This is a genomic window from Cytobacillus sp., from assembly GCF_964223445.1.
In the GTDB taxonomy this organism is placed as follows: Bacteria; Bacillota; Bacilli; order Bacillales; family Cytobacillaceae; genus Cytobacillus.
The window spans coordinates 1-22,751 of sequence record NZ_CAXQGS010000100.1 but is presented as its reverse complement, the minus strand read 5'-3'; the positions used below and the strand labels follow the sequence as shown (position 1 = coordinate 22,751).

Below are 22,751 nucleotides of genomic sequence, written 5' to 3'. Positions count from 1 at the left end.
TGGCCGCTGCAGTCTGCGAACTGGATTGCAGGTCTCTCAGCGGCTTGAAAAATGAAGGAGGAGCGGCGATGAAAAAAGGAATCATAACCTTCATCTTAATCCCGTTTCTTCTTTTTTATGCCCTGCCGGCAGGAGCAGCTGAAAAAGAAGAGCGTAAATGGCAAGATGAAACATTTTATTTTTTAATGGTTGACCGATTTAGCAATGGAGATCCAAACAATGACTTTAAAGTCGAGGTTCAGGACCCCAAAGCTTATCATGGCGGAGATTTTAAGGGGATTACAGAACGCCTGGATTATATTAAAGATATGGGGTTTACAGCAATTTGGCTGACTCCCGTTTTCGATAATGAAGAGAAGGGCTATCACGGTTACTGGGTTAAAGATTTTTATAACACGGAAGAACACTTTGGCACAATGGATGAGTTCAAGCAGTTAGTCCAGGAAGCTCACAAAAGAGATATGAAAGTGATTTTGGACTTCGTAGTAAACCATGTGAGCTCCAATCACGAATGGGTTAATGACCCCGGGAAAAAGGATTGGTTCCATGAAAAACAAGATATCATGAACTGGACGAATCAATCTGAGATTGAAAATGGCTGGATTTATGGACTCCCTGATTTGAAGCAGGAAAATCCAGAGGTGCAAAATTATTTAATTGATGCAGCAAAGTGGTGGATCGAAGAAACGGATATTGATGGATATAGACTTGATACTGTCAAGCATGTTCCAAAATCATTCTGGACCGAATTCGCCAAAAATGTAAAGTCAGTAAAAGAAGACTTTTATTTGCTTGGGGAAGTGTGGTCGGATGATCCAAAATATATTGCTGAATATGAAAAAACAGGGATTGACGGCTTTGTTGATTATCCTTTAAATGATCATTTAAGAACTGCCTTTGCAGAGCCTGGCAAGTCGTTAAGCTGGCTTTTTGCAAGCTGGGACCAAAATAAGGCATTTTATGAAAATCCCTATCTAATGGGAAGCTTCATGGATAATCATGATACTGTCAGGTTCACCAGGGATGCTATCACAAAAAATCATCATCCGGGCCCAAGATGGAAACTTGCCTTAACATACATGTATACCACACCTGGGATTCCCATTGTCTATTATGGAAGTGAAATAGCTATGGATGGGGGTGAGGACCCTGATAACCGGAGGCAAATGGATTTCCGAACAGATAAAGAACTGATTGATTATATCGCAAAACTTGGGGAAGTTAGGCAATTGCTGCCATCTTTAACAAGGGGCGACATGGAACTGCTGGAGGAAAAGGACGGTTTTGCCGTTTATAAGCGGACTTACGAAGATGAAACATCGGTTATAGCGATCAATAATTCAACAAAGTCACAGAAAGCGGTACTTGATTCCACTCAATTAAAAGCAGGAAAAGAGCTTCGCGGCATGATTGCTGATGATCTCATCCGAGAAAAAGACGGTAAATATGAGTTAATCATTGACCGGGAAGAGGCTGAAGTATATGTTCTGGCAGAAAAATCAGGATTGAATATTCCGCTGATTGCAGCTCTCGCAGCAGTTTATTCTGCTTTTATGATTTTTATCTATCTATTATGGAAGCGGTCAAAAAAGAAGAAATCCGTGTAATTTTGGCATTAGAGCCTCCCCTTCTTCCTATTCCTGTTAACTGTTTAAAAAAGGAAAGAAAATCAAACCTGTTTTGATTATAATATTAATAACAGAGACCTCACGGAGAGGGTGATTCTATTGGCAGTCACAATTAAAGATGTAGCAAAGATGGCAAAAGTTGCGCCTTCTACTGTTTCAAGGGTAATTGCCAACAATCCTCGCATCAGCGAGAAAACCAAGCAAAAAGTCAGGGAGGCAATGGAGCAATTAGGATACCATCCGAATTTTATTGCCCGCAGCCTTGCAAGCCAGTCTACCCGTGCAATTGGGCTGATAATGCCCAGTTCTACGGATGTTGTATTTCAGAACCCCTTCTTTCCAACTGTCCTTAGGGGTCTGAGCGAGGGAGCTCATGAAAGGCATTATGCCCTCCATATGACAACAGGGAAAACGGATGATGAGATTTATGAAGGTGTTGTCCAGATGGTACAGGGCGGCCGGGTAGATGGAGTGATTTTGCTATATTCAAAAGTGGAGGATAAAGTTCTGGCCTTCTTAAAGGAAAGAGATTTCCCTTTTGTTGTTATAGGCAAGCCTTTTTCAGACGAAGAAGAAATTACTTACGTAGATAATAATAATTTCCGTGCAGCCAAAGAAGTAACGGAGTACTTGATTAAGCTTGGCCATAAGCACATTGCGTTTGTCGGCGGGAACTTGAATCTAACCGTTACAGTTGAACGGCTGCTTGGCTATGAAAAAGCATTAAGGGATGCTGGCATTGAGCTGGTAAATGAATATATTGTTCATGAGGAATTCTTAAAAGAAGGAGGCCAGGAAGCTGTCAGAGGACTCAATTCCCTGAAAAAACCACCAACTGCCCTAGTGGTTGCCGACGACTTAATGGCATTGGGTGTCCTGAATACGTTGGATGAATTGGGTATAAGAGTTCCTGAAGATATGTCTATCATCAGCTTTAATAATGTGCTTTTGGCTGAAATGTCCAGGCCTCCCCTAACTTCTGTCGATATTAATATATTCGATCTGGGGTTTGAATCTGCACGAAGCCTCATATACAGAATTGAAAACCCGCGGGAGCCTGTAAAGCGAATTATTATTCCCCATAAAATTGTAAAACGCTGTTCATGCAGCAGTCCGAATAATGAAGAACCACAGATTGTGTCATAAAAAAAGGGAAGCCTGGAGCGGGCTTCCCTTTCGGTTTGTCTGTTTATCCGTTTACAATAGTACCGCCATTGACATGGATCATCTGGCCGCTCACATAAGATGAATCATCACTGGCAAGATAGACATAGGCCGGAGCCAATTCATATGGCTGTCCTGCTCTGCCTATTGGGGTATTTGATCCAAATTTTGATACCTTATCCGCGGTGAATGTAGACGGAATAAGCGGTGTCCAAATGGGTCCAGGAGCAACTCCATTTACGCGAATTCCCTGTCCAGCCAGCGATTTGGCCAATGAGCGTGTAAAGGAGACAATCGCACCTTTTGTTGAAGAATAGTCGATTAGCTGCTCGTTTCCTTCATAAGCTGTTATGGAAGCAGTATTGATAATTGAGCTTCCTTTTTTAAGGTGAGGAAGAACTGCTTTTGTCAGGTGGAAGAATGAAAAGATGTTTGTTCTGAATGTTTTTTCAAGCTGTTCAGCAGTGATATCAAGCAGGCTTTTTTGAGGATGCTGCTCTGCAGCATTATTAACAAGTACATCAATTTTACCAAATTTATCAAGTGTTTTCCTGACAGCATCCTTGCAGAATGTTTCACTTCCGATATCACCGGAGATCAGCAGACAGTCCTGTCCCTCAGCCTGAATGGCCTCTTTAGTCTTTTCTGCGTCTTCATGTTCTTCCAGATAGACAATTGCCACGCTTGCTCCTTCTTTAGCAAAATAAATGGCGGCTGATTTTCCGATGCCGCTGTCTCCACCTGTTATTAAAACAACTTTTCCTTTTAATTTATCGGACCCTTTATAATTTGGATCAACCGTTTGGGGCTCAGGCTGCATTGGTGCCTCTGTGCCGGGCTGATGCTCCTGATGCTGAGGCGGAAATTCCTGTGGATTGTTTTGAGTATTAGACATTACGAAATCCCTCCAAATCATTAATACTCTTTTAATTCCATTTTATTATGGTAAAAAAACATGGAAATTATTTGCATAGCTTCATATAATAGATTTAAAAAAAGAGTGGGGGAACTGGAATTGCAGATTCGATCAGCTGAAAAATGTGATGCAGAAGCCATTTTGGCGCATTGCCGGAAGGCTTTTGGGGAAAGTGATTTTTTAATGACCGAAGCGGAGGAATTTAATTTAACAATTGAAGAAGAGGAAGCGTGGATTGAACAGAGCATAAGAAATGGGGATCTAATTTTATTAGCGGAAGTTGACAATGAAGTAATTGGAATGCTGAACTTTCGGCGGTCAAAAAGCAAAAAGGTGAAGCATCTGGGCTATTTCGGGATCACAATACAGGAGAAGCATTGTAATCAGGGACTGGGAAGCAAAATGATGGAGCAATTTCTGAAGTGGGCGCAAGAGGAACCGGGTCTGGAAAAAATATGCCTGGAAGTCTTTGCTTATAACCAAAGAGCGATTCATATGTACAAGCGATTTGGATTTCAGGAGGAAGGACGCAAAATTAAACATATTAAAAGAAATGATGGGTCTTATGCAGATGAATTATTAATGTATAAATTTTTGAAATAATATTTAGCAAACTTCCTGAATTCAAAAAAAGCAAACGGATTTTCTCCGTTTGCTTAAACTTACCGATAGTTTACGAATTGAACATCTACAGTCAAATCAGCCTCTTTAACAGCTGCAATAATCTTCTGCAGGTCATCTCGGTTTTTGCCAGTTACACGGACCTGATCATCCTGAACCTGGCTCTTCACCTTTAAACCGCTGTTTTTAATAAGGGTATTAATCTTCTTTGCATTTTCTTTATCAATTCCCTGAACAAGCTTTGCTCTTTGGCGTACTGTTCCGCCTGATGCCCCTTCAATTTTGCTGTAATCAAGATTTTTTACAGGAATGCCCCTTTTTATCAGTTTACCCAATAAAACATCTTTAAGCTGTTCCAATTTAAATTCGTCATCAGATAGAAGCACGAGCTCTTCTTTATCCAGCTTTATATCACTTTTGCTGCCTTTAAAGTCATAGCGGGTGGAGATTTCCTTCATGGCAATATTAATGGCATTGGTTACTTCAGAAAAGTCAACTTTGGATACAATATCAAATGAGCTTTCTTTAGACATGACAGCCTCCTTGGAGATAACAATTTAAGTTTCACTTCTTGTCCTTATTATAGTAAAATATAGCAGTTCAAACAACTTTAGGAGTTATGTGATCTTAATTGGGAAAGATTTAATATAATGAATATTTGTTTACTGGAAACCAAGAAGGAGGAAAAGGGATGGCTTTAGAAGAGAATTTAGGCCGTGCTGCTAAACTGATTGTTTCAAGGGAAGCGGCATTTGGCTATTTTTTGACGGATGGAGAGGAAGATGTTCTTCTTCATCAGAATGAGACGGATGAAAAGCTGGAAGAAGGACAGGAAGTTGAGGCTTTTCTTTATATGGACTCACAGGGAAGAATTGCAGCAACAACTGTGATTCCCGAGGTTCAGGTTGGTACATATGGATGGGCACATGTAAGTGATGTAAAGCCCGGCATCGGTGTATTCATTAACATTGGCATTCAGAAGGATATGCTCCTGGGGGAGGAAGATTTGCCTGTACATGAAGCTGTATGGCCGATTGAAGGGGATAGGCTGTACATTACACTCCGGGTGAATAAGAATAACAGAATTTATGTAAAAATGGCTACTGATCCTGTCATTACAGATATTTCAATTAAGGCAGCCAAAAGTGATTTTAATAAGAATATTCACGGACATATATATAGAACCGCAAAGGTTGGGAGCTGGATTTATACAGCTGAAGGCTTTAAAGGCTTTATCCATGAATCCCAGCGCAAAAGGGAGCCCCGTCTTGGCGAAAAAGTTGATGGGAGAATTGTAGATGTGAAAGAGGACGGAACAGTGAATGTTTCTCTTGCTCCCAGAAAACATGAGGCACTGGACGATGATTCCGAAAAAATCCTATCATATCTTGAAAGCCGCAATGGTGCGATGCCTTTCGGAGATAAAAGCGCGCCAGAAGATATACAGGAGCGTTTTCAGCTAAGCAAAGCTTCTTTTAAAAGGGCTCTGGGAAGGCTTATGAAGGAAGGCAAGGTTTATCAGGAAGATGGATGGACATATATAAAGAAAGACTAATTTACAATCTAAAAAACGGACAAGCCAATGCTTGCCCGTTTTATTATTATAGATGGTCTGTCTTTTTAGAATATTGGTTTTTCCCGGCCTTGCGGTTTTTCTCGCGCATCATATTTTTTTCGTGAAGAAGCGCATTATTGTCTTTTGCTTTTTTATCATTATCGGAAGTATGCGGCATAATAATAATACTCCTTTCATACTAAGAGGTTTATCCTTCAGAATATAACTGAAGTACAATCATATTGTCTGTCAGAATGAAATGGAGTATGTATTCTTCACTTAAGGTTTATATTTGCTTTTGGTAGAAAACCGCAATTGTTCCTGGACCCGTATGGGAACCGATTGCAGAGCCTATGGATGTAATATAGACTTCTTTGGCTTTAAGCTCTTCCAGGATTAATCTTTGCATTTCCAGAGCTGTGTCTTCATCATCTGCATGGCTGATGCCGACCGTCTGATTCTCAAACGAAGTCCCATTTTCTTTCATCAGCTCAATGATGCGGCGAAGAAGCTTTTTCTTGCCGCGCAGTTTCTCAATCGGTACAAGTTTGCCATCTTCTACAGTTAGGAGAGGTTTAATGTTCAAAAGTCCGCCTAGAAATGCGGAAGCTTTAGAAACACGTCCGCCTTTTGCCAGGTATTCGAGGTCATTTACAGTGAATAAACTCTCCAGGTTCCGGCAGCGAAGTTCGATATCTTGCTGTATATCTTCCTTGGATGCACCTGATTGTGCTTTGGCAGCAGCTGCCTTCACGATTAATCCATATCCCAATGAAGCAGCCTTGGAATTGATAATGGATAATTTGAAATCCGGGTATTTCTCTTTTACCTGCTCCAAAATCATTACAGCGGTCTGGTATGTACCTGAGAGTCCGGAGGAAAAAGAAACATAAATACCGTCTTCATTTTGTTCTGCCATTTTCATGAACGTTTCTTCAAAATGTAGAGGGGATACCTGAGATGTTTTAGGCACCTGGCCTTCACGGATAGCATCATAAACATCCTTAGGTTCTATGGTGACTAAATCTTCATATTCTGTATCATTCAGTTGAACCTTTAATGGGAAAAGTGTGACGCCATTTTCTTCATAGAAGCTTAGCGGCAGATCACACGCACTGTCAGCTAAAATTTTTACTGACATTTTCTTTCACCTGCTTTCAAACTATATGAAATAAGTTTATAGAAATCAAGGAGAAAAAACAATGAATTGTGTTGAAAATCACACTGACTGGGTAAAGAAAATAATAAGAAAATTCAGGGGGTAAAAAATGGTTTGGTTAGAAACTAAGAAAGTATTTATTGTTTTAATTGGTGCAATATTGAACGCGATTGCGATGAATTTTTTTCTGATACCTGCCAATGTATATGCGAGCGGTTTTACAGGTGTGGCCCAGCTCTTATCAAGCATTCTGGGGGATTTTGGATCAACAGGGATCCTGCTTTTCATTCTAAATATTCCCGTCACCATTTTAGCCTGGAAAAAGGTTGGAAGGTCGTTTACCATTTATAGTTTTCTCAGCGTATTCTTAATGTCTTTTTTCCTGGAAATTATACCGGTAATTCATGTATCAAAGGATATTTTGCTTAATGCCGTTTTTGGAGGTGTCATTGCGGCTGTTGGCGTAGGGATAACACTAAAATGGGGGGCTTCCACAGGAGGGATGGATATCATCGCGATGGTATTGTCCCGAATGAAAGACAAGCCTGTCGGTACATATTTTTTCACACTTAACGCCATTATTATAATAACTGCCGGCTTTTTGTATGGCTGGGAAAAAGCCTTATACACTCTTGTTACCCTATATGCCTCAACCAGGGTCATTGATGCCATTCATACAAGACATGAGAAACTGACAGCGTTGATTATAACGAAAAAATCGGAAGAAATGAAAAAAGCCATCCATGATCATCTTATCAGGGGGATTACAACCATTCCTGCAAAGGGGGCTTTTACAAATGAAAACAAGGAAATGATGATGATTGTCATCACCCGTTACGAGTTATTTGACCTTGAAAGAATTATAAAAGAAGTAGATCCGAATGCTTTTACGAATATTGTCCAAACCGCTGGTGTATATGGTTTCTTCCGCAGGGATTAAATGGAATGGAGGGATGAAGGATGCTTCGGCTTTTGGCTGCTGCTGCTCTGATTATCTTTACTATGCCTTTGCAAAGTTTTGAAGCTTCTAAAAAGGAAATGCCATTTGATTTTAAAGTAACGCCTCAAGCAGGAACAGAAAACATGGAGATGGAATTAGTTCTGAGGAATACTGCCAATTACCCGCTAAGCTTTGAGTTTAGGACTTCCCAATTTTACGATGTGGATATATTCAATCAAAAGGGCGAAAAGGTATATTCCTCTTCAGAAGGCAAAGCGTATTTACAGGCTATACAGACTGTTGCCCTCAAACCGGATGAAATTAAGGTGTGGAAAGAGCAATGGGATTATCGGCATAAAGGCGTAAGAGTTAAGGAAGGGGAGTACATTGTAAAAGCCAGGCTTTTGGCATCAAACATAAATGGGAAAGAAATGGAGACGAAAGCGGAATCAAAAGCCTCTTTCTATATCCCAGGAGAAAATCCTGCCTTTCGCCATGTTAAGGTCTCTGGAGAGAATGGCTTTTATACAGTATCAATTGAAGGGCGTCTAAAAAGCGGAAAGCTATGGTATACAGTTGAAGATGGCCATAATGAACTGCTGCCTGAAAAGGGAGTATCAGCACGTTCAAATAACTGGGAGAACTTTAAGATAAAAGTAAGCATTTCTGTTGATAAACTGCCTGAAAACGGATCATTGATTTTGCATTTATATGAAAAAAGCCATGAAGACGGACATATTATTAATTCCTTTCCTGTTATCCTGGAAAGGAGATAAAAAAGAAGCTGGCAGCCATCGAGGCTGCCAGCTTCTTTTTAGCGATTCTGCGAATATTGTTCAAGCTCCTGCTGCATCTCCCGCAGCTGTGCCTGTTCAGCCGCATTGGAATTGGCAAACGCGGAACTTAAAGCATTTTTCGCGCGGGAAACAGTTTCTTCGCCTGCAGAATTTTTAGCTATTTCCACATATTTTCTGGCTTCCTGAAATAGTCTGTTTCCCATCGTTATATTCCTCCGAGGGATGATTCTTTCACATTAGCTAATTTTTGGGCTTCCGCCTCTGCATAGGTCATGTGGTACGGGATACGTTCATCATGCTTACTAACAGTATCAACACCCTGTTGTACGAAGCGTTTTGATTTATTACGTTTACCCATTCGAATCCCCTCCATGAAAGAGTTTAAAGCAGCATTGTGCTGCTCCATCCTTTAGTATGCTCTATAGGAATGATTTAAAAAGGGAATTTAATGGACTGATTACTATTTAATTCTTTTTGTTCATTTGCTTACAGTGCTTTAAGGTTTAATAATTCATTTAGATAGATTCCGATTCCATCTTCCTCGTTGGTTAGGGTGACTTCATTGGCAATATTTTTAACCTGGTCTATAGCATTGCCCATGGCAATCCCGTAGCCTGCAAATTCAAGCATTTCAAGATCATTGTCTTCATCACCGAAAGCTATGATCCGCTCAGGCGGTATTTGGAAGTAATCAGCTGCTTTTTGGAGGCCAACGGCTTTATTCAGACCTGTTTTTACGATTTCAATGACATGCCATGGAGCCGCCCAGCGACGGTGGTCAATCACTTCGGCATGGACTTCAGAAAGATGGGCTCTAATTGTTTTTACATGTTCTTCATCTGTATGGATCAGCATGCTTGTCGGATTATCATTAAGATAATTGCGCAAATCTCCAGTCGTAATTTTGGGATCGCCAAAACCGAAGATATCCAGAAGCTTTTCATCATGGTAATGCAGGTAAACATCATCTATAACTTCTGCTACAATATTATGAACTGTATAACTATTAACTGCTTCGACAATTTCCTTTGCAACGTTCATTTGCAAAGGTGTGTGATAAACTCCCCAATTATGATCTTTAGGATGATGTATATAAGCACCATTGAAATTGACTATTGGCGTAGTCAAGCCCATTTCACGATAGTAAATTTCGCTGGAGCGATATGGCCTACCTGTGGCAATCATCACTTCATGTCCTTGTTCACGTGCCTTTTGAATAATCATTTTAGTTTTAGCTGAGATGGTTTTGTCATCTTTTAATAATGTTCCATCAAGGTCCAGTGCAATTAAATGTTTTTCTGCCATAAGATCTCCTTCTAAGCGCTCAGCACTTTTTCTTAAGAATAAAACTGCAGATAGCGGACTGCAGCAAATTGCTTATCTTGAAGTATGCCCCGCTTTTCTTTTAAGTGTAAAGGTTTTGGAAAAAAAAAGTCTACATGTTAAACTGAAAAAATAGAAAGAATTTACATCATGACAAGAGCGTAAGCTTTTACAAAATCATTTTATACATATATGTTATCAATATTATTATAATTTTGTAAAAAAAATCACTTGTGCCCTAACAGATTTAGGAGGAAGAACTGTGGTTGTTATTGAACATAAGCATTTCAAAGAAATTCCTGTTCTTGAACTTGCCAGGCAGGAAGTAAAGGGGGAACGCTTGCCATTCATTATTTTCGTTCATGGCTTTACGAGTGCCAAAGAACATAATCTGCATTATGCCTATCTGCTTGCTGAAAAAGGGTTCAGGGTGGTGCTTCCGGACACTTTACTTCATGGGGAAAGATCTGAAGGTTTATCAGGCAGCGATTTAAATTTCAAGCTATGGGATATTGTTCTGAATACCATTGCGGAATTGAACATAATCAGGGATGTCTATGAGGATGCAGATTTGATCGACCAGGGAAGAATAGGGCTTGTGGGCACCTCCATGGGAGGAATAGTCACTTTGGGCGCCTTGACCCAGTATGAGTGGGTCAAGGCTGCAGTAAGCCTTATGGGTATGCCGTATTATGAAAAATTTGCACAGCTTCAGCTGGATGAATTGAAGAAGAATAAGGTTGAAATTCCGCTTTCCAGCGAAGAACTGGCAGATCTGCTGGGGACTTTAAGGGAGCGTGATTTAAGTCTTCAGCCTGAAAAACTCGGAGGAAGGCCTCTTATGTTCTGGCATGGCAAAAAAGACCCGGTTGTGCCTTATTCCTATACATACCAATTTTATGATACCATTCAGCCCTTATATAGTGACTCACCTGAAAACCTCATGTTCATATCAGATGAACAGGCAGGGCATAAAGTAAGCAGGGAAGGGCTGCTGGAAACGGTTAAATGGTTCGGGGAACATCTATAACCAACATTTTTTCAATTCATTTAAATATTTGTTAAGATAAAGATAAAGTAAATAATGAAGGAGTGCTGCAGATATGGACCAGGATTTAAAAGACAGCATCATGGGTGCGCTTGAACTTGTTGTTGACCCGGAGCTGGGGATAGATATTGTAAACTTAGGCTTAGTATATGATGTTAAAATGGAAGAGGAAGGGAAAGCCGTAGTAGATATGACTCTTACATCCATGGGCTGTCCTTTGGCAGGAACAATTGTTGAACAAGTAAAGTCAGCTTTGGCTGATATTCCAGAAGTAAAGGACACTGAAGTGAACATTGTCTGGAACCCGCCTTGGTCTAAAGACAGAATGTCCCGCTATGCAAAAATTGCACTAGGCGTACAATAAGATTGAATCTTAAAAAACAGCTGGAGTATTTTCCAGCTGTTTTTTTATGCCCTTGCTTGTAATTTTTTGAACGTAACTCTGTACATGAGCATTGTATGTGAGGTAGTTCACTTATTTAACATGCCGATTATCCTATAATAACGATGGAAAGACAAAATTGCGTTGATGAAACAGCCAGGATTGAGCTGTTTAGGAGGCATTTCAAATGGGATTTGATAGAAATTTTAATAATGACCCTTTTATTGTGATATGGGAATTAACAAGGGCATGCCAGCTAAAATGTCTGCATTGCCGAGCGGAAGCGCAATACAAGAGAGATCCGCGAGAGCTTTCTTTTGATGAAGGGAAGTATTTGATTGACCAAATCAAGGAAATGAACAACCCTATGCTTGTTTTTACTGGTGGAGATCCATTAATGAGGCAGGATGTATTCGACATTGCCGAATATGCTGTAAAAAAAGGCGTGCGTGTTTCGATGACGCCCAGTGCGACACCCAATGTAACAAAAGAAGCTATTGAAAAAGCTAAAAAGGTCGGCTTAGCTCGATGGGCTTTCAGCCTTGATGGGCCAAATGCGGAAATCCATGACCATTTTAGAGGTACTTCCGGATCCTTTGATTTAACGATCGAAAGGATTAAATATTTGCACGAGCTTGAAATACCAGTCCAGATTAATACAGTTATTTCGCGTTATAATATAGATTATCTTGAGGAAATGGCTAAGGTTGTCGAAGAACTCAAATGTGTTCTTTGGAGTGTGTTCTTCCTCGTCCCAACAGGAAGAGGGCAGGAAAAAGATATGATTTCTCCGGTTGAACATGAGAAGGTATTTACATGGCTGTATAACTTAAGCAAAAAAGTTACTTTCGATATCAAGACAACAGCTGCCCAGCATTACCGCCGAGTAGTCATTCAGCAAAAAATGAAGGAAGCGAAGGCTCAGAATGAGGACATTCAATATCTTGATGCACTTACACAGCAAGGGCTAACGGGTTCTATAGATGGTTTAGGCAGGGCACCTAAAGGAGTAAATGACGGAAATGGATTTGTTTTCATTTCACATATTGGGGATGTTTATCCCAGCGGGCTGCTGCCTGTTAAAGCAGGGAATGTAAGGGAACAGCCACTTGCTGAAATATACAGGGAATCGCCAATTTTTAAAAACCTCAGAAATCCTGATAAGTATAAAGGGAAATGCGGACTATGCGAGTTCCGTTATGTATGCGGGGGATCCAGATCACGGGCATTTGCCATGACAGGGGATTATATGGAAAGCGAGCCGTTTTGTGTCTATATTCCAAAGGCACATAGAAAGAAAGAGGCAAAATCATAAAAGAAAGAGGAGTGCAGTTAAGATGCACTCCTATTCGATGCTGCAATATACGGCAGGGCAGTTTTCACAGCCTATTTCATTTTTTAAATATTGAAGATCTTTGACTGTGATTTTTCCATTTAGAATGGTGATGATGCCGTCTTTTTTCAGTTCACCCAGTATCCGGTTGGTGCTTTCCCTGGAGGTGCCGCAGAAATTCCCAAGTTCTTGATTCGTAAGGGGCAGATCAATGAGTATGCCGCCCATAACCTTAATGCCATAGCTGTTAGTCATTCTGATAAGGGTTGAATAAAGGGCACCTTTTTTTCCATTAAGGACGAGATCTCTAAATTTGGTCTGTGTATTACGGAAGTGGTCGCTCATCCATTTCATAAATTCATAAGCTAATGTACTATTTTTTAAAATCTCCCTTTCCAGGACATCTTTTTTTATCACAGCAACTTCACCAGCTTCAAGCACTAAAGCATTTAATAAATATTTAGGGTCACTGGTAAATAGGGTCAGCTCACCAATGATTTCATTTTCTCCGCATATCCTGAAAGTGAGTTCTCTGCCATCTGCTGTTATCTTGCTGATTTGTATCTTGCCTGAAAGTATAATATAAAGCTCATCAGCATCCATACCTTCCTGAAAAATGTAGGCCCCTTTGGGGGTTTTCATACGCCGGTCTGCGAAATGAAGAAGCTCTTTAATCTCTATGGAATGTGTCGGTTTAATGGCTGTACGAGGCATGTTGACCCTCCTTCATAAAACAACTGTCTTTTTTCACAATAATATCATTTGTATAGTGAAAACATTGCCGGCTTTTGTGTCTTTATTGTGGCAAATTCTATTGAAATGGCGTGTCTTTGCTATTATACAAACAATTCCCTATTAACATTGAAACGATTGTATGTTCTAATAGTAGAAGCCCTTAATTTGAGATACTGGGTTATTTCTGTTATTTTAAGGGAAAGGCTAAAATATACATCTGTATAGAAAGCTTTTTTAAGTCACTCTTTATATGGAGTTGAACGAAATGGCTAAAACAATCGTAAAAGATAAATTGAATAGACCTTTAAGAGACCTTCGCATTTCTGTCATTGACCGCTGTAATTTCCGCTGTCAATACTGCATGCCGGCAGAAATATTTGGGCCGGATTTTGCTTTCCTTCCAAAAAACGAGCTCCTGAGCTATGAAGAAATTGAACGGCTGGCTAAAATTTTTATAAGCCTTGGAGTGGAGAAGATCAGGTTAACAGGCGGAGAACCGCTTATGAGAAAGGACATGCCTAAACTTGTAAAAATGCTTTCAGACATTGAGGGCTTAAAAGATATAGGACTAACCACAAATGGTGTATTGCTGCCCAAGCATGCGAAAGATTTAAAGGAAGCAGGACTGGTGAGGGTTAACATCAGTCTTGACAGCCTGGATGATGAGCTGTTTGGAAAAATAAACGGACGCAATGTGGGTGTCAAACCAGTTCTTGAAGGAATCGAGGCAGCAAAAGAAGCAGGGCTTGGCGTCAAGCTTAATATGGTCGTTAAAAAAGGCCTGAATGATTCTGAAATTGTCCCGATGGCTAAGTTCTGCAAAGATAACGGCTTACAGCTCCGCTTTATTGAATACATGGATGTCGGCAGTACAAACGGCTGGAAGATGGACGAGGTTGTTACCAAAAAAGAAATTTATCACATGTTAAAGGAACATTATTTATTGGAACCGGTAGATCCGGATTATTTCGGAGAGGTTGCCAAGCGATACCGATATAAGGGGACTGATGTGGATGTTGGGTTTATTACATCTGTTTCTGAATCGTTCTGTTCAAGCTGCACACGTTCAAGATTGTCAGCAAACGGCCAAATTTTTACATGCCTTTTCAATGGAGAAGGCCATGATCTGAAGGGATTTATGAGAAAAGGCGCAACGGATGAAGAAATTACCGATCGGATTATTAATATTTGGAACGAAAGAAAAGACAGATATTCAGACGAACGGACTGAAGAAACCATTGCCAGCAGGAAAAAGATTGAAATGTCCTATATTGGAGGATAAAAAAAGCATGCTTTGCTGTGTCATGAGAAATGGACATAGCCGGGCAGGCTTTTTATTTTGTATTTTAGACTGCAAAAAAACTGCAGCCGTTATTGGCTGCAGATCAAGATGTTTATATATACCGTGGAAATAGAATGTTATTTTCAAGGTGAACATGCATGAAAGTTTGGCTTTCAAGATCTTCCAGCCGCTTATACACAAGGCGGTATGAGCCGCATGCATCTGCTGGAGGAGTATAATCAGAAGTAATTTCCCTCAATTCCTTTAAAATTGAACCTGCATGATCATGCTCTTTCTCAAGCTCCCGGATATAGCTGATGATTTCTTCGCGATTTTCAGCCTGGGGGTCATCAAGCTTCAGAAGCATTGGAAAAACTGACTCTTCCTCTTTAGAAGTATGTTCAAGAAGCTCGTGCTTCAGCTCAAAGAATAATTGATGGACTTGTAAAAGCTCCTCGTGGCTTTCTCCATGGACTCTTGAGACCTTTGTTACATATGGGCTTAATAGGGATAGTTCCTCCTCAAGAGGACGATGATATCGTTTGATGACATGTTCAATAATAACTTCTGATGTACTGTCAGTCCATACTTCTAAATCATCGGTTTGGTTTTCCTTCTGAATAACCTCGTTCAATTCTTTAATCAGAACGTCCATATTGGCAGACTGCTCTGAAACTGCACGCACCAGCGGAATATTTCCACCGCAGCAAAAATCAATGCGATGACGTTTAAAAACATCACTTGTCTTTGGAAATTCATTTACAATATCTTTTACCAGGGGGTCTTCTGTAAGCAGTATGGTCATTGAATTTTCCTCCTTCTATCTTGTGAACTATCTAAAGAATAAACGAATTTCCTTTTTTATTTGGTGACGGGCATCACACTTGCAGGCTTTTTATAAAGTTTTTTGGGTAGTCTATTTTCGCATAAATTGTTGTTCTTTGCCTATCAATGTTGTCCGTTGATTTCCGCTCCAGGCTGCTCGCTTTCCGCGGGGCGGGCGGTGAGCCTCCTCAACGCTCCGCGTCTGCGGGGTCTCACCTGTCCCGCTACTCCCGCAGGACTTTGAATAAGCTTCGTTGAGTAAACACCGCACGAAGAAAATGCGAATGCATTTTCGAGGATCTCGCACCTTCCGCTACAATCAACTTAGTAAATAATATAAAAAAAGCAACAAACCTTACGAAAACAGCCTTTGGGTAAAACCATGCACATATGGAACTGAAAGTGTGATGATTGTCATGTTATAAGTTTTCATGTACGTTTATAATAATTGAAATAGAAAAAGCGTTAAGAAAAGTACATAGGAGCTGATATCATGCTGGAAAAAAGAACTCCCATTCCTGTTGCTGATGCAGTAAAAAAAATCATGGCATATCAATTAAACGGAAGTGCAGAATACGTATCCATTAATGAAAGCAACGGCCGTTTTCTGGCAGAAGATTTAAAAGCGACACATGATGTCCCTCATTTTGATCGATCACCATATGATGGTTTTGCTGTCCGTTCTGCAGACACAAAGGAAGCTTCATTGGAAAATCCCGTCATATTTGAGGTGGTAGACCACATTGGCGCCGGACATGTGACATCCAAAAAAATTGGTCCATTCCAGGCAGTAAGAATTATGACTGGTGCCCAAATGCCTGAAGAATGTGATGCCGTTGTAATGCTTGAACTGGCAAAAGCATATGAAGAAGACGGTAAGAATTTTATGTCCATTAAACGCACCTATAATCCTGGAGACAATGTTTCCTTCAAGGGCGAAGATGCGAAGGAAGGAGATTCCCTGGTTAAAAAGGGGACAAAAATCAACCCTGGAATTCAGGCTATTCTTGCTACCTTTGGCTATGCCGAGGTACCGGTTGCAAAGAAGCCTGTTATCGGATTATTTGCAACAGGCACCGAGCTATTGGAAGTTCACGAACAGCTGCAGCCGGGGAAAATCAGAAATAGCAATGCCCATATGATAGCAGCGCAAATTGAAAGGGCTGGAGCAGAAGTTGTTTATTATGGAAAACTCCCTGACGAATTTGATACTTGTTTCAATGCTGTGAAGGAAGCTTTGAACAGTGTGGATATGCTGATTACTACGGGTGGCGTATCTGTGGGGGATTTTGATTATCTGCCGGGAATTTATGAAAAGCTTGCGGCAGAGGTCCTTTTCAACAAGGTTGCGATGAGGCCCGGCAGTGTGACAACAGTTGCCCAGCATGAAGGGAAGCTGCTGTTTGGACTTTCCGGAAATCCTTCTGCCTGCTATGTAGGGTTTGAGCTTTTTGCAAGACCGATCATCCGGAAAATGCTGTTCTCTGAGAAACCGCACTTAAGAAAAGAAACAGCAGAGCTCGTGGCCGAGTTTCCAAAAGCAAACCCATTTACACGATTTGTCCGGACTGCTGTGAACTATTCAAGAGGCAGACTGGAGGCAGCGCCAAGCGGAGTGGATAAATCAAACATTGTGATGAGTCTCGCCGGCGCGAATTCACTAATGATCCTGCCAGGCGGTACCAGAGGCTATGGCAAGGGCGACATTGTTGATGTGCTATTGCTTGAGGACCATGAAGGAAGCGAATGGCCATGGTAAAGGAACCTGTCATTTTTCAGGTATCCGGCTTTCAAAACAGCGGAAAAACAACCTTGGTAAATAAATTGATTTCCGGATTAAAAGGGAAGGGCCTTTCTGTCATTGCCATTAAGCATCATGGCCATGGCGGCAAGCCCGAGACCCCGGAAGGAAAGGATTCCAGCAGTCATATTGAATCAGGAGCAGCGGCTTCAATTGTTGAAGGTGGCGGCAGACTTCTTTTACAAGCTGAGAAGAAAAGCTGGAGCCTGGAGGAACAGATCAGGATTGCCATGCAGCTGCAGCCTGATGTAGTACTTATTGAAGGTCATAAAATGGCTTCATACCCTAAAGCACTCCTGCTCAGAAGTGGTGAAGATCTGTACCTTATGGAGGAACTGACAAATATCTGTGCACTCTTCAGCTGGGAAGATAAAGTGATTAAGCACAAGGCTGCAGATTTGGAAACTCCGTTTTTCAGCATTCATAATCCAAAAGGCACTGAGTGGATTATTGAGTATTTAGTGGGCGAAAGTAAGAAAAGGAAATAAGATTATTCAAAACAGTCCATTTTATTTTGGGCTGTTTTTTATAATTCTCTGAAAGTTGAACGTTTTGTGGCGATGTGTTTACCAGTGATAATCTTCACTTATTATTTACCGGGAAAATTATATATTATTGGCAGAAAGCAGCGGGGAGGTATTGAAGATGAAGTTATTTATGCCAAAGCAGCATGGAGCCTGGGTAATGCTGATTCTGCCATTTTGGCTCGGAGCGGCTGCATCTGATATTATTTGGTCTCATATCCCGTTCTTTTTAGGATGGATATTATTATATCTGGCTACTTATCCGGGCCTTCTTCTTTTTAAAAGAAAAAGAATGGCTTTTTATGCGAAGTGGACTTCTATTTATCTGGTTCCGGCTATTTTACTGCTATTAATTCCTTTACTGGTAAGGCCATCGATTATCATCTTTGGACTTCTTATGATTCCTTTTTTTATTATTAATGCAAGCTATTCGTCTAAAAATAGAGATAGGGCATTAGGTAACGACTTTAGTGCCATCTGTGCATTTTCAATAGCAGGCCTTGCAAGCAGCTACTTGCCGCATGGGGAAATTACACCGCTGGCCTGGACAGTATTTGCAGCTTCCATTTTATTTTTTGCCGGAAGCACTTTCTATGTAAAATCGATGATCAGGGAAAAGAGGAACATTTCCTTCAAATGGATTTCGTGGATCTTTCATGCTGCGGTACCGATTCTCTGGCTGCTGGCAGGCGGATGGATTGTATCTGCAGCGTTTCTTCCCAGCCTTTTTCGGTCCATTGCATTTTATGGGAAATCATTTACACCTAAAAAAATTGGGATATATGAAATTGCGAATGCAGCCATATTCTTTTTCATGTTATTACTTGCCATTCACAATTAATGACCGGCCTGACCAGGCCGGTTTTTCAATTTATCCAGAAATAGATATTCCGAGTAAAAATAAATATTAGAAATCTTTAAAACTTCAGTAAAATAGGTTGCAATTTTTTCTTACAGTTTCTATAATAAGAGAAACATAAATTCATAAATATGTATATAAATGATTAAATATACAATCGAGTGTGGAAGGAGCAATTATGAACGTTTCAATTATCGGAACAACCGGATATGGGGGTGCGGAATTGCTCCGTATCCTGAAACAGCATCCAGAATTTAATATTATATCGATCCATTCAACAAAAGAAAATCTCCCCATTTGGAATGAATATCCTCATCTATATGAAATTATTGACAAGAACTTACAGGGGATTGATTCAGCTCAAATAGCAGACCAATCTGATATTGTTTTTCTGGCAACGCCATCTGGAGTATCAGGGAAACTTGCTGAAAGTTTTTCTGGCAAGGATATAAAGGTAATTGACCTTTCCGGTGATCTTCGAATCCCGGCTCAAGCCTATCTGGAGTGGTATAAACACGCTCCTGCAAACGAATCTCTTGTAGAAAAAGCAGTATATGGGCTTCCTGAGTGGCATCATGACGAAATAGCTTCCGCAGAAATCATATCTAATCCTGGGTGCTATCCAACAGCTGCTCTGCTAAGTCTGGCACCAGTTGTAAAAGAAAATTTAATAAAACCAGAAAGCATTGTGGTCGATGCAAAATCCGGCGTTTCAGGGGCAGGAAGGGCGCTTTCAAGATCAACAAGCTATGCAGAAGCTAATGAAAACCTGCGTGTTTATAAGGTAAATCAGCATCAGCATACACCAGAGATCGAGCAGCAGCTGCTGAATTGGAATTCCGCAATAATGCCGATCACATTCACGACCCATCTTCTTCCTATAACAAGAGGAATTATGACAACCAGCTATGTTCAGCTGACAAAAGAATACACTTCTTCTCAAATTATTGAACTTTATCAATCAGTCTATGAAAAACAACCATTTATTCGAATTCGTCCTGAAGATTCTTTCCCTTCCGTCAAAGAGGTGGCAGGCTCTAATTTTTGCGATATAGGTGTCCATGTAGATTCCAGAACGGGCAGACTGACAATAGTTTCAGTGATTGATAATTTAATGAAGGGTGCTGCCGGGCAGGCTGTACAAAATGCCAATATAATGAGCGGATTGGATGAAGCAGCGGGTCTCGGATTTGTTCCGCTCTATCCATAAGGAGGAAAGATAAATGCAATTAGTATCTCAAACTGAAGTAACCGAACTGCCGACAGGCAGCATCATAACACCGAAAGGCTTTTCAGCAGCTGGCGTTCATGCCGGGCTGCGCTATTCAAAAAAGGACCTGGGAATTATATTAAGCGATACTCCTGCACAATGTGCAGCTGTCTATACAACAAGCCATTTTCAGGCTGCCCCTCTAAAAGTTACACAGGAAAGCATTGCAGCAGAAGGCCTCATACAGGCTGTCATTGTAAATAGTGCATGTGCCAATGCCTGTACAGGGGACCAGGGGCTAAAGGATGCTTATCAAATGAGAAAATCAGCTGCAGATAAATTCAATTTAAAGGAGCAGCATGTGGCGGTTGCCTCTACTGGTGTCATTGGGGAATATATGCAGATGGATAAGATAGAAGAGGGCATTAAGATGCTGAAGCCCGGCAATGAGGCAATACATTCAGAGGATTTTCAAACATCCATATTAACAACGGATTTAGTGATGAAGAAGTGCTGCTATTCGGCAGTCATCGATGGGAAAACCGTTACTATGGGCGGTTCGGCAAAGGGGTCTGGAATGATTCATCCCAATATGGCAACCATGCTTGCGTTCATCACAACAGATGCAAATATAGACTGCGGTGATTTGCAATTTGCATTAAAACAGGTTACCGATCGAACGTTCAATCAGATAACCGTTGATGGAGATACCTCAACAAATGATATGGTAATGGTCATGGCCAATGGAACCAGCGGTATAAATAAACTTTCGCCGGAACATCCAGATTGGGATGTATTTATACAGATGCTTTCTCAAACAAGTGAAAGTCTTGCCAAACAGATTGCAAAAGATGGTGAGGGGGCAACAAAGCTGATAGAAGTGGAGGTATCGGGGACAAAAACGGATGACGATGCAAGAATGATTGCTAAGCAGATTGTTGGCTCGAACCTTGTTAAAACTGCTGTATATGGAGCGGATGCCAATTGGGGCAGAATTATAGGGGCAATCGGACAGAGCCAGCCGTCTATTGATCCGTCTTCGGTAGATATCGCAATCGGACCTATAGCTATGCTGCAAAATAGTGTTCCACTTGCATTTTCTGAAGAAGAAGCAAAAGAGTACTTATCCAATGCCGCCATTCAGATTACTGTGGATCTTCATCAGGGAGCAGGCAAAGGGAAGGCCTGGGGATGTGACTTATCCTATGATTATGTCAAAATCAATGCAAGCTATCGTACCTGAGGGGGATGCCATTTGAAAAGTATAGTCATTAAGTGCGGAGGCAGTGTAATGGAAGAGCTGGGAGAAGCTTTTTTTGATAGTCTTTTAGTGTTAAAGAATGAAGGATACCAGATTGTTTTTGTTCATGGAGGCGGCCCCGCAATTAACAGCATGCTGGAACTTTATAATATCCCTCATGAATTTGTCAATGGGCTAAGAAAAACGACTCCGGAAGTTCTGGAGGTAGCAGAGATGGTCTTGTCAGGACAATCCAACCGCAAGCTTACCTCAATGATCGAACTGCATGGTTTGAGAGGGTTTGGCGTAAATGGAAGTGATGCGGGATTACTAAAGGCAGAATTTATCAATCAGGATGAGCTTGGACTTGTTGGTGAAATAACGTCTGTAAATCAGTCAGTACTGGAAATGTTATTTAACGAAGATCTGGTCCCTGTCATTACTCCTATTGCAGCTGCAGAAGGCGGCACGAAACTGAATATCAATGCCGATTATGCGGCGGCAGCCGTTGCCAATGCGATTAAAGCTGAACATTGCATCTTTGTAACTGATGTAAAAGGAATTTTCATTGACGGTAACCTCTCTCCCCAGCTTGACGCGGATGAAATTAAACAGCATATTAACGATAAAAAAATTACAGGCGGAATGATTCCTAAAGTTACCTCTGCCTTGAACCTAATCAGCAAAGGGCTAAATAGCGTAATGATTGTATCAGGAAAAGAAAAGTTTTATGAGGAAGGCATATGGATCGGTACGAATGTATCTGCCAAGAAGGAGGTTTTAACTTGAGTAATCTATTTCCAACGTATGCCCGGTGGGAAGTGGAGCCGGAAAAAGCAGAAGGAAGCTATCTTATTGATAAAAATGGGAAACGCTATTTGGACTTCACATCAGGGATCGGAGTCTGCAATCTTGGTCACCGTCCAGCAGCAGTACAAGAATCAATCAATGAGCAGCTGAATAAATTCTGGCATGTTTCCAATTTATTTATGCAGGATCAGCAGGAGGCTGCAGCAAAGGCTCTCTCTGAAGCTGCGGGCATGGACCTCGTATTCTTTGCCAACAGTGGAGCAGAAGCAAATGAAGCAGCGATAAAGCTTGCAAGAAAAGCTTCGGGACGGAAAAAAATCATTACTTTTCAGCAATCATTCCACGGGAGAACCTTTGCCACTATGGCCGCAACGGGCCAGGAAAAAATTAAAAAAGGCTATGGTTCCATGCTTGAGACTTTTAAGTATGTTCCTTTTAATGATATTAATGCATTGAAGGATGAGATTGATGCGGAAACAGCGGCAGTTATGCTGGAAATTGTACAGGGTGAAGGCGGGATTCACATTGGGAATCAGGAGTTTCTAACAAAAACAGAGCAGCTTTGCAAAGAATATGGAGCGCTGCTGATTGTAGATGAA

At 40.9% G+C, this 22,751-nt stretch carries 26 protein-coding genes; 17 read left to right on the top strand and 9 right to left on the bottom strand.

What is annotated here, in order from left to right; genetic code table 11:
• The first annotated feature begins 68 nt into the window (after nucleotides 1-68).
• Nucleotides 69-1,607 carry an alpha-amylase family glycosyl hydrolase gene (locus ACEQ1T_RS18110; RefSeq protein WP_370224066.1) on the top strand — a complete coding sequence of 513 codons (1,539 nt, stop codon included), beginning with the start codon at nucleotides 69-71 and terminating at the stop codon, nucleotides 1,605-1,607.
• A 120-nt stretch (nucleotides 1,608-1,727) separates the two neighbouring features.
• Nucleotides 1,728-2,774: a LacI family DNA-binding transcriptional regulator gene (locus tag ACEQ1T_RS18105; RefSeq protein WP_370224065.1), complete on the top strand. Its 1,047-nt coding sequence runs from the start codon at nucleotides 1,728-1,730 to the stop codon at nucleotides 2,772-2,774.
• 43 nt (nucleotides 2,775-2,817) lie between these two features.
• Here ACEQ1T_RS18105 and ACEQ1T_RS18100 read toward each other — a convergent pair whose 3' ends face one another.
• Nucleotides 2,818-3,687 carry an SDR family oxidoreductase gene (locus ACEQ1T_RS18100; protein WP_370224063.1) on the bottom strand — a complete coding sequence of 290 codons (870 nt, stop codon included), beginning with the start codon at nucleotides 3,685-3,687 and terminating at the stop codon, nucleotides 2,818-2,820.
• 120 nt (nucleotides 3,688-3,807) lie between these two features.
• Between ACEQ1T_RS18100 and ACEQ1T_RS18095 the strand changes: the two genes are divergently transcribed.
• Nucleotides 3,808-4,311, top strand: a complete 504-nt coding sequence (locus ACEQ1T_RS18095; RefSeq protein WP_370224062.1) for an N-acetyltransferase family protein — start codon at nucleotides 3,808-3,810, stop codon at nucleotides 4,309-4,311.
• A 59-nt stretch (nucleotides 4,312-4,370) separates the two neighbouring features.
• Here ACEQ1T_RS18095 and ACEQ1T_RS18090 read toward each other — a convergent pair whose 3' ends face one another.
• Nucleotides 4,371-4,862 carry a YajQ family cyclic di-GMP-binding protein gene (locus tag ACEQ1T_RS18090; RefSeq protein ID WP_159866208.1) on the bottom strand — a complete coding sequence of 164 codons (492 nt, stop codon included), beginning with the start codon at nucleotides 4,860-4,862 and terminating at the stop codon, nucleotides 4,371-4,373.
• A gap of 158 nt (nucleotides 4,863-5,020) precedes the next feature.
• On the opposite strand from ACEQ1T_RS18090, the gene ACEQ1T_RS18085 reads away from it, so the two are divergent.
• The gene (locus ACEQ1T_RS18085; protein ID WP_370224061.1) at nucleotides 5,021-5,884 is read left to right on the top strand and encodes a S1 RNA-binding domain-containing protein; all 864 of its coding nucleotides are present in this window, start codon (nucleotides 5,021-5,023) and stop codon (nucleotides 5,882-5,884) included.
• 46 nt (nucleotides 5,885-5,930) lie between these two features.
• On the opposite strand, the gene ACEQ1T_RS18080 is transcribed toward ACEQ1T_RS18085, so the two are convergent.
• Nucleotides 5,931-6,062, bottom strand: coding sequence for a DUF3941 domain-containing protein (locus ACEQ1T_RS18080; RefSeq protein ID WP_009331260.1), 132 nt, complete (start codon nucleotides 6,060-6,062; stop codon nucleotides 5,931-5,933).
• A 108-nt stretch (nucleotides 6,063-6,170) separates the two neighbouring features.
• Nucleotides 6,171-7,025, bottom strand: a complete 855-nt coding sequence (locus tag ACEQ1T_RS18075; RefSeq protein ID WP_370224060.1) for a DegV family protein — start codon at nucleotides 7,023-7,025, stop codon at nucleotides 6,171-6,173.
• A gap of 127 nt (nucleotides 7,026-7,152) precedes the next feature.
• On the opposite strand from ACEQ1T_RS18075, the gene ACEQ1T_RS18070 reads away from it, so the two are divergent.
• A complete protein-coding gene (locus tag ACEQ1T_RS18070) occupies nucleotides 7,153-7,983 on the top strand; it encodes a YitT family protein (RefSeq protein ID WP_370224058.1) in 831 nt (276 codons plus the stop codon).
• Nucleotides 7,984-8,003: 20 nt separating this feature from the next.
• Complete coding sequence (locus tag ACEQ1T_RS18065; protein ID WP_370224057.1) at nucleotides 8,004-8,759, top strand: BsuPI-related putative proteinase inhibitor; 756 nt, start codon at nucleotides 8,004-8,006, stop codon at nucleotides 8,757-8,759.
• 38 nt (nucleotides 8,760-8,797) lie between these two features.
• Here the strand turns inward: ACEQ1T_RS18065 and ACEQ1T_RS18060 are convergent, their stop codons facing one another.
• The 3 genes from ACEQ1T_RS18060 to ACEQ1T_RS18050 form a co-directional block, all read right to left on the bottom strand.
• On the bottom strand, nucleotides 8,798-8,983 hold the full coding sequence (locus ACEQ1T_RS18060) for a DUF3813 domain-containing protein (protein WP_206835221.1): 186 nt from the start codon (nucleotides 8,981-8,983) through the stop codon (nucleotides 8,798-8,800).
• Nucleotides 8,984-8,985: 2 nt separating this feature from the next.
• Complete coding sequence (locus ACEQ1T_RS18055) at nucleotides 8,986-9,138, bottom strand: hypothetical protein (RefSeq protein WP_009331255.1); 153 nt, start codon at nucleotides 9,136-9,138, stop codon at nucleotides 8,986-8,988.
• Between the two features lie 128 nt (nucleotides 9,139-9,266).
• Nucleotides 9,267-10,085, bottom strand: a complete 819-nt coding sequence (locus tag ACEQ1T_RS18050) for a Cof-type HAD-IIB family hydrolase (RefSeq protein ID WP_206835223.1) — start codon at nucleotides 10,083-10,085, stop codon at nucleotides 9,267-9,269.
• Between the two features lie 280 nt (nucleotides 10,086-10,365).
• Between ACEQ1T_RS18050 and ACEQ1T_RS18045 the strand changes: the two genes are divergently transcribed.
• From ACEQ1T_RS18045 to ACEQ1T_RS18035, 3 genes are all read left to right on the top strand, one after another.
• Nucleotides 10,366-11,133, top strand: a complete 768-nt coding sequence (locus ACEQ1T_RS18045; RefSeq protein WP_370224056.1) for an alpha/beta fold hydrolase — start codon at nucleotides 10,366-10,368, stop codon at nucleotides 11,131-11,133.
• 73 nt (nucleotides 11,134-11,206) lie between these two features.
• Entirely contained in the window at nucleotides 11,207-11,515 is a 309-nt protein-coding gene (locus ACEQ1T_RS18040; protein WP_009331252.1) for a metal-sulfur cluster assembly factor, read from the top strand.
• Nucleotides 11,516-11,720: 205 nt separating this feature from the next.
• Nucleotides 11,721-12,848 (top strand): TIGR04053 family radical SAM/SPASM domain-containing protein, encoded by a 1,128-nt coding sequence (locus ACEQ1T_RS18035; protein WP_370224054.1) that lies wholly within the window; start codon nucleotides 11,721-11,723, stop codon nucleotides 12,846-12,848.
• A gap of 30 nt (nucleotides 12,849-12,878) precedes the next feature.
• On the opposite strand, the gene ACEQ1T_RS18030 is transcribed toward ACEQ1T_RS18035, so the two are convergent.
• The gene (locus ACEQ1T_RS18030; RefSeq protein WP_370224053.1) at nucleotides 12,879-13,580 is read right to left on the bottom strand and encodes a Crp/Fnr family transcriptional regulator; all 702 of its coding nucleotides are present in this window, start codon (nucleotides 13,578-13,580) and stop codon (nucleotides 12,879-12,881) included.
• Between the two features lie 286 nt (nucleotides 13,581-13,866).
• Here ACEQ1T_RS18030 and moaA point away from each other — a divergent pair, with 286 nt between their 5' ends.
• Nucleotides 13,867-14,883 (top strand): GTP 3',8-cyclase MoaA, encoded by a 1,017-nt coding sequence (moaA, locus tag ACEQ1T_RS18025; protein WP_206835235.1) that lies wholly within the window; start codon nucleotides 13,867-13,869, stop codon nucleotides 14,881-14,883.
• A 112-nt stretch (nucleotides 14,884-14,995) separates the two neighbouring features.
• On the opposite strand, the gene ric is transcribed toward moaA, so the two are convergent.
• On the bottom strand, nucleotides 14,996-15,688 hold the full coding sequence (gene ric / locus ACEQ1T_RS18020; protein ID WP_206835237.1) for an iron-sulfur cluster repair di-iron protein: 693 nt from the start codon (nucleotides 15,686-15,688) through the stop codon (nucleotides 14,996-14,998).
• 513 nt (nucleotides 15,689-16,201) lie between these two features.
• Between ric and glp the strand changes: the two genes are divergently transcribed.
• The 7 genes from glp to ACEQ1T_RS17985 all read left to right on the top strand — a co-directional run.
• The gene (gene glp, locus ACEQ1T_RS18015; RefSeq protein ID WP_206835239.1) at nucleotides 16,202-17,467 is read left to right on the top strand and encodes a gephyrin-like molybdotransferase Glp; all 1,266 of its coding nucleotides are present in this window, start codon (nucleotides 16,202-16,204) and stop codon (nucleotides 17,465-17,467) included.
• The gene (gene mobB, locus ACEQ1T_RS18010) at nucleotides 17,455-17,997 is read left to right on the top strand and encodes a molybdopterin-guanine dinucleotide biosynthesis protein B (protein ID WP_206835242.1); all 543 of its coding nucleotides are present in this window, start codon (nucleotides 17,455-17,457) and stop codon (nucleotides 17,995-17,997) included. Before glp ends, mobB begins: the two co-directional genes overlap by 13 nt.
• A 157-nt stretch (nucleotides 17,998-18,154) precedes the next feature.
• Complete coding sequence (locus ACEQ1T_RS18005; protein ID WP_206835245.1) at nucleotides 18,155-18,874, top strand: YwiC-like family protein; 720 nt, start codon at nucleotides 18,155-18,157, stop codon at nucleotides 18,872-18,874.
• Between the two features lie 196 nt (nucleotides 18,875-19,070).
• Nucleotides 19,071-20,102: an N-acetyl-gamma-glutamyl-phosphate reductase gene (gene argC / locus ACEQ1T_RS18000; RefSeq protein ID WP_206835248.1), complete on the top strand. Its 1,032-nt coding sequence runs from the start codon at nucleotides 19,071-19,073 to the stop codon at nucleotides 20,100-20,102.
• A 13-nt stretch (nucleotides 20,103-20,115) separates the two neighbouring features.
• Complete coding sequence (argJ, locus tag ACEQ1T_RS17995) at nucleotides 20,116-21,345, top strand: bifunctional ornithine acetyltransferase/N-acetylglutamate synthase (protein WP_206835251.1); 1,230 nt, start codon at nucleotides 20,116-20,118, stop codon at nucleotides 21,343-21,345.
• Nucleotides 21,346-21,357: 12 nt separating this feature from the next.
• Entirely contained in the window at nucleotides 21,358-22,131 is a 774-nt protein-coding gene (gene argB / locus ACEQ1T_RS17990) for an acetylglutamate kinase (protein ID WP_206835254.1), read from the top strand.
• Nucleotides 22,128-22,751 (top strand): aminotransferase class III-fold pyridoxal phosphate-dependent enzyme (locus ACEQ1T_RS17985; RefSeq protein ID WP_370224048.1); only part of this gene is annotated, 624 nt, incomplete at its 3' end. The genes argB and ACEQ1T_RS17985, both read left to right, overlap by 4 nt.

What these genes read in the sequence shown, in the direction of transcription:
- ACEQ1T_RS18110 (WP_370224066.1), top strand. Translation starts at nt 69, where the DNA reads ATGAAAAAAGGAATCATAACCTTCATCTTAATCCCGTTTCTTCTTTTT.
- ACEQ1T_RS18100 (WP_370224063.1), bottom strand. Translation starts at nt 3,687, where the DNA reads ATGTCTAATACTCAAAACAATCCACAGGAATTTCCGCCTCAGCATCAG.
- ACEQ1T_RS18090 (WP_159866208.1), bottom strand. Translation starts at nt 4,862, where the DNA reads ATGTCTAAAGAAAGCTCATTTGATATTGTATCCAAAGTTGACTTTTCT.
- ACEQ1T_RS18085 (WP_370224061.1), top strand. Translation starts at nt 5,021, where the DNA reads ATGGCTTTAGAAGAGAATTTAGGCCGTGCTGCTAAACTGATTGTTTCA.
- ACEQ1T_RS18080 (WP_009331260.1), bottom strand. Translation starts at nt 6,062, where the DNA reads ATGCCGCATACTTCCGATAATGATAAAAAAGCAAAAGACAATAATGCG.
- ACEQ1T_RS18075 (WP_370224060.1), bottom strand. Translation starts at nt 7,025, where the DNA reads ATGTCAGTAAAAATTTTAGCTGACAGTGCGTGTGATCTGCCGCTAAGC.
- ACEQ1T_RS18070 (WP_370224058.1), top strand. Translation starts at nt 7,153, where the DNA reads ATGGTTTGGTTAGAAACTAAGAAAGTATTTATTGTTTTAATTGGTGCA.
- ACEQ1T_RS18065 (WP_370224057.1), top strand. Translation starts at nt 8,004, where the DNA reads ATGCTTCGGCTTTTGGCTGCTGCTGCTCTGATTATCTTTACTATGCCT.
- ACEQ1T_RS18060 (WP_206835221.1), bottom strand. Translation starts at nt 8,983, where the DNA reads ATGGGAAACAGACTATTTCAGGAAGCCAGAAAATATGTGGAAATAGCT.
- ACEQ1T_RS18055 (WP_009331255.1), bottom strand. Translation starts at nt 9,138, where the DNA reads ATGGGTAAACGTAATAAATCAAAACGCTTCGTACAACAGGGTGTTGAT.
- ACEQ1T_RS18050 (WP_206835223.1), bottom strand. Translation starts at nt 10,085, where the DNA reads ATGGCAGAAAAACATTTAATTGCACTGGACCTTGATGGAACATTATTA.
- ACEQ1T_RS18040 (WP_009331252.1), top strand. Translation starts at nt 11,207, where the DNA reads ATGGACCAGGATTTAAAAGACAGCATCATGGGTGCGCTTGAACTTGTT.
- ACEQ1T_RS18035 (WP_370224054.1), top strand. Translation starts at nt 11,721, where the DNA reads ATGGGATTTGATAGAAATTTTAATAATGACCCTTTTATTGTGATATGG.
- ACEQ1T_RS18030 (WP_370224053.1), bottom strand. Translation starts at nt 13,580, where the DNA reads ATGCCTCGTACAGCCATTAAACCGACACATTCCATAGAGATTAAAGAG.
- moaA (WP_206835235.1), top strand. Translation starts at nt 13,867, where the DNA reads ATGGCTAAAACAATCGTAAAAGATAAATTGAATAGACCTTTAAGAGAC.
- ric (WP_206835237.1), bottom strand. Translation starts at nt 15,688, where the DNA reads ATGACCATACTGCTTACAGAAGACCCCCTGGTAAAAGATATTGTAAAT.
- glp (WP_206835239.1), top strand. Translation starts at nt 16,202, where the DNA reads ATGCTGGAAAAAAGAACTCCCATTCCTGTTGCTGATGCAGTAAAAAAA.
- mobB (WP_206835242.1), top strand. Translation starts at nt 17,455, where the DNA reads ATGGCCATGGTAAAGGAACCTGTCATTTTTCAGGTATCCGGCTTTCAA.
- ACEQ1T_RS18005 (WP_206835245.1), top strand. Translation starts at nt 18,155, where the DNA reads ATGAAGTTATTTATGCCAAAGCAGCATGGAGCCTGGGTAATGCTGATT.
- argC (WP_206835248.1), top strand. Translation starts at nt 19,071, where the DNA reads ATGAACGTTTCAATTATCGGAACAACCGGATATGGGGGTGCGGAATTG.
- argJ (WP_206835251.1), top strand. Translation starts at nt 20,116, where the DNA reads ATGCAATTAGTATCTCAAACTGAAGTAACCGAACTGCCGACAGGCAGC.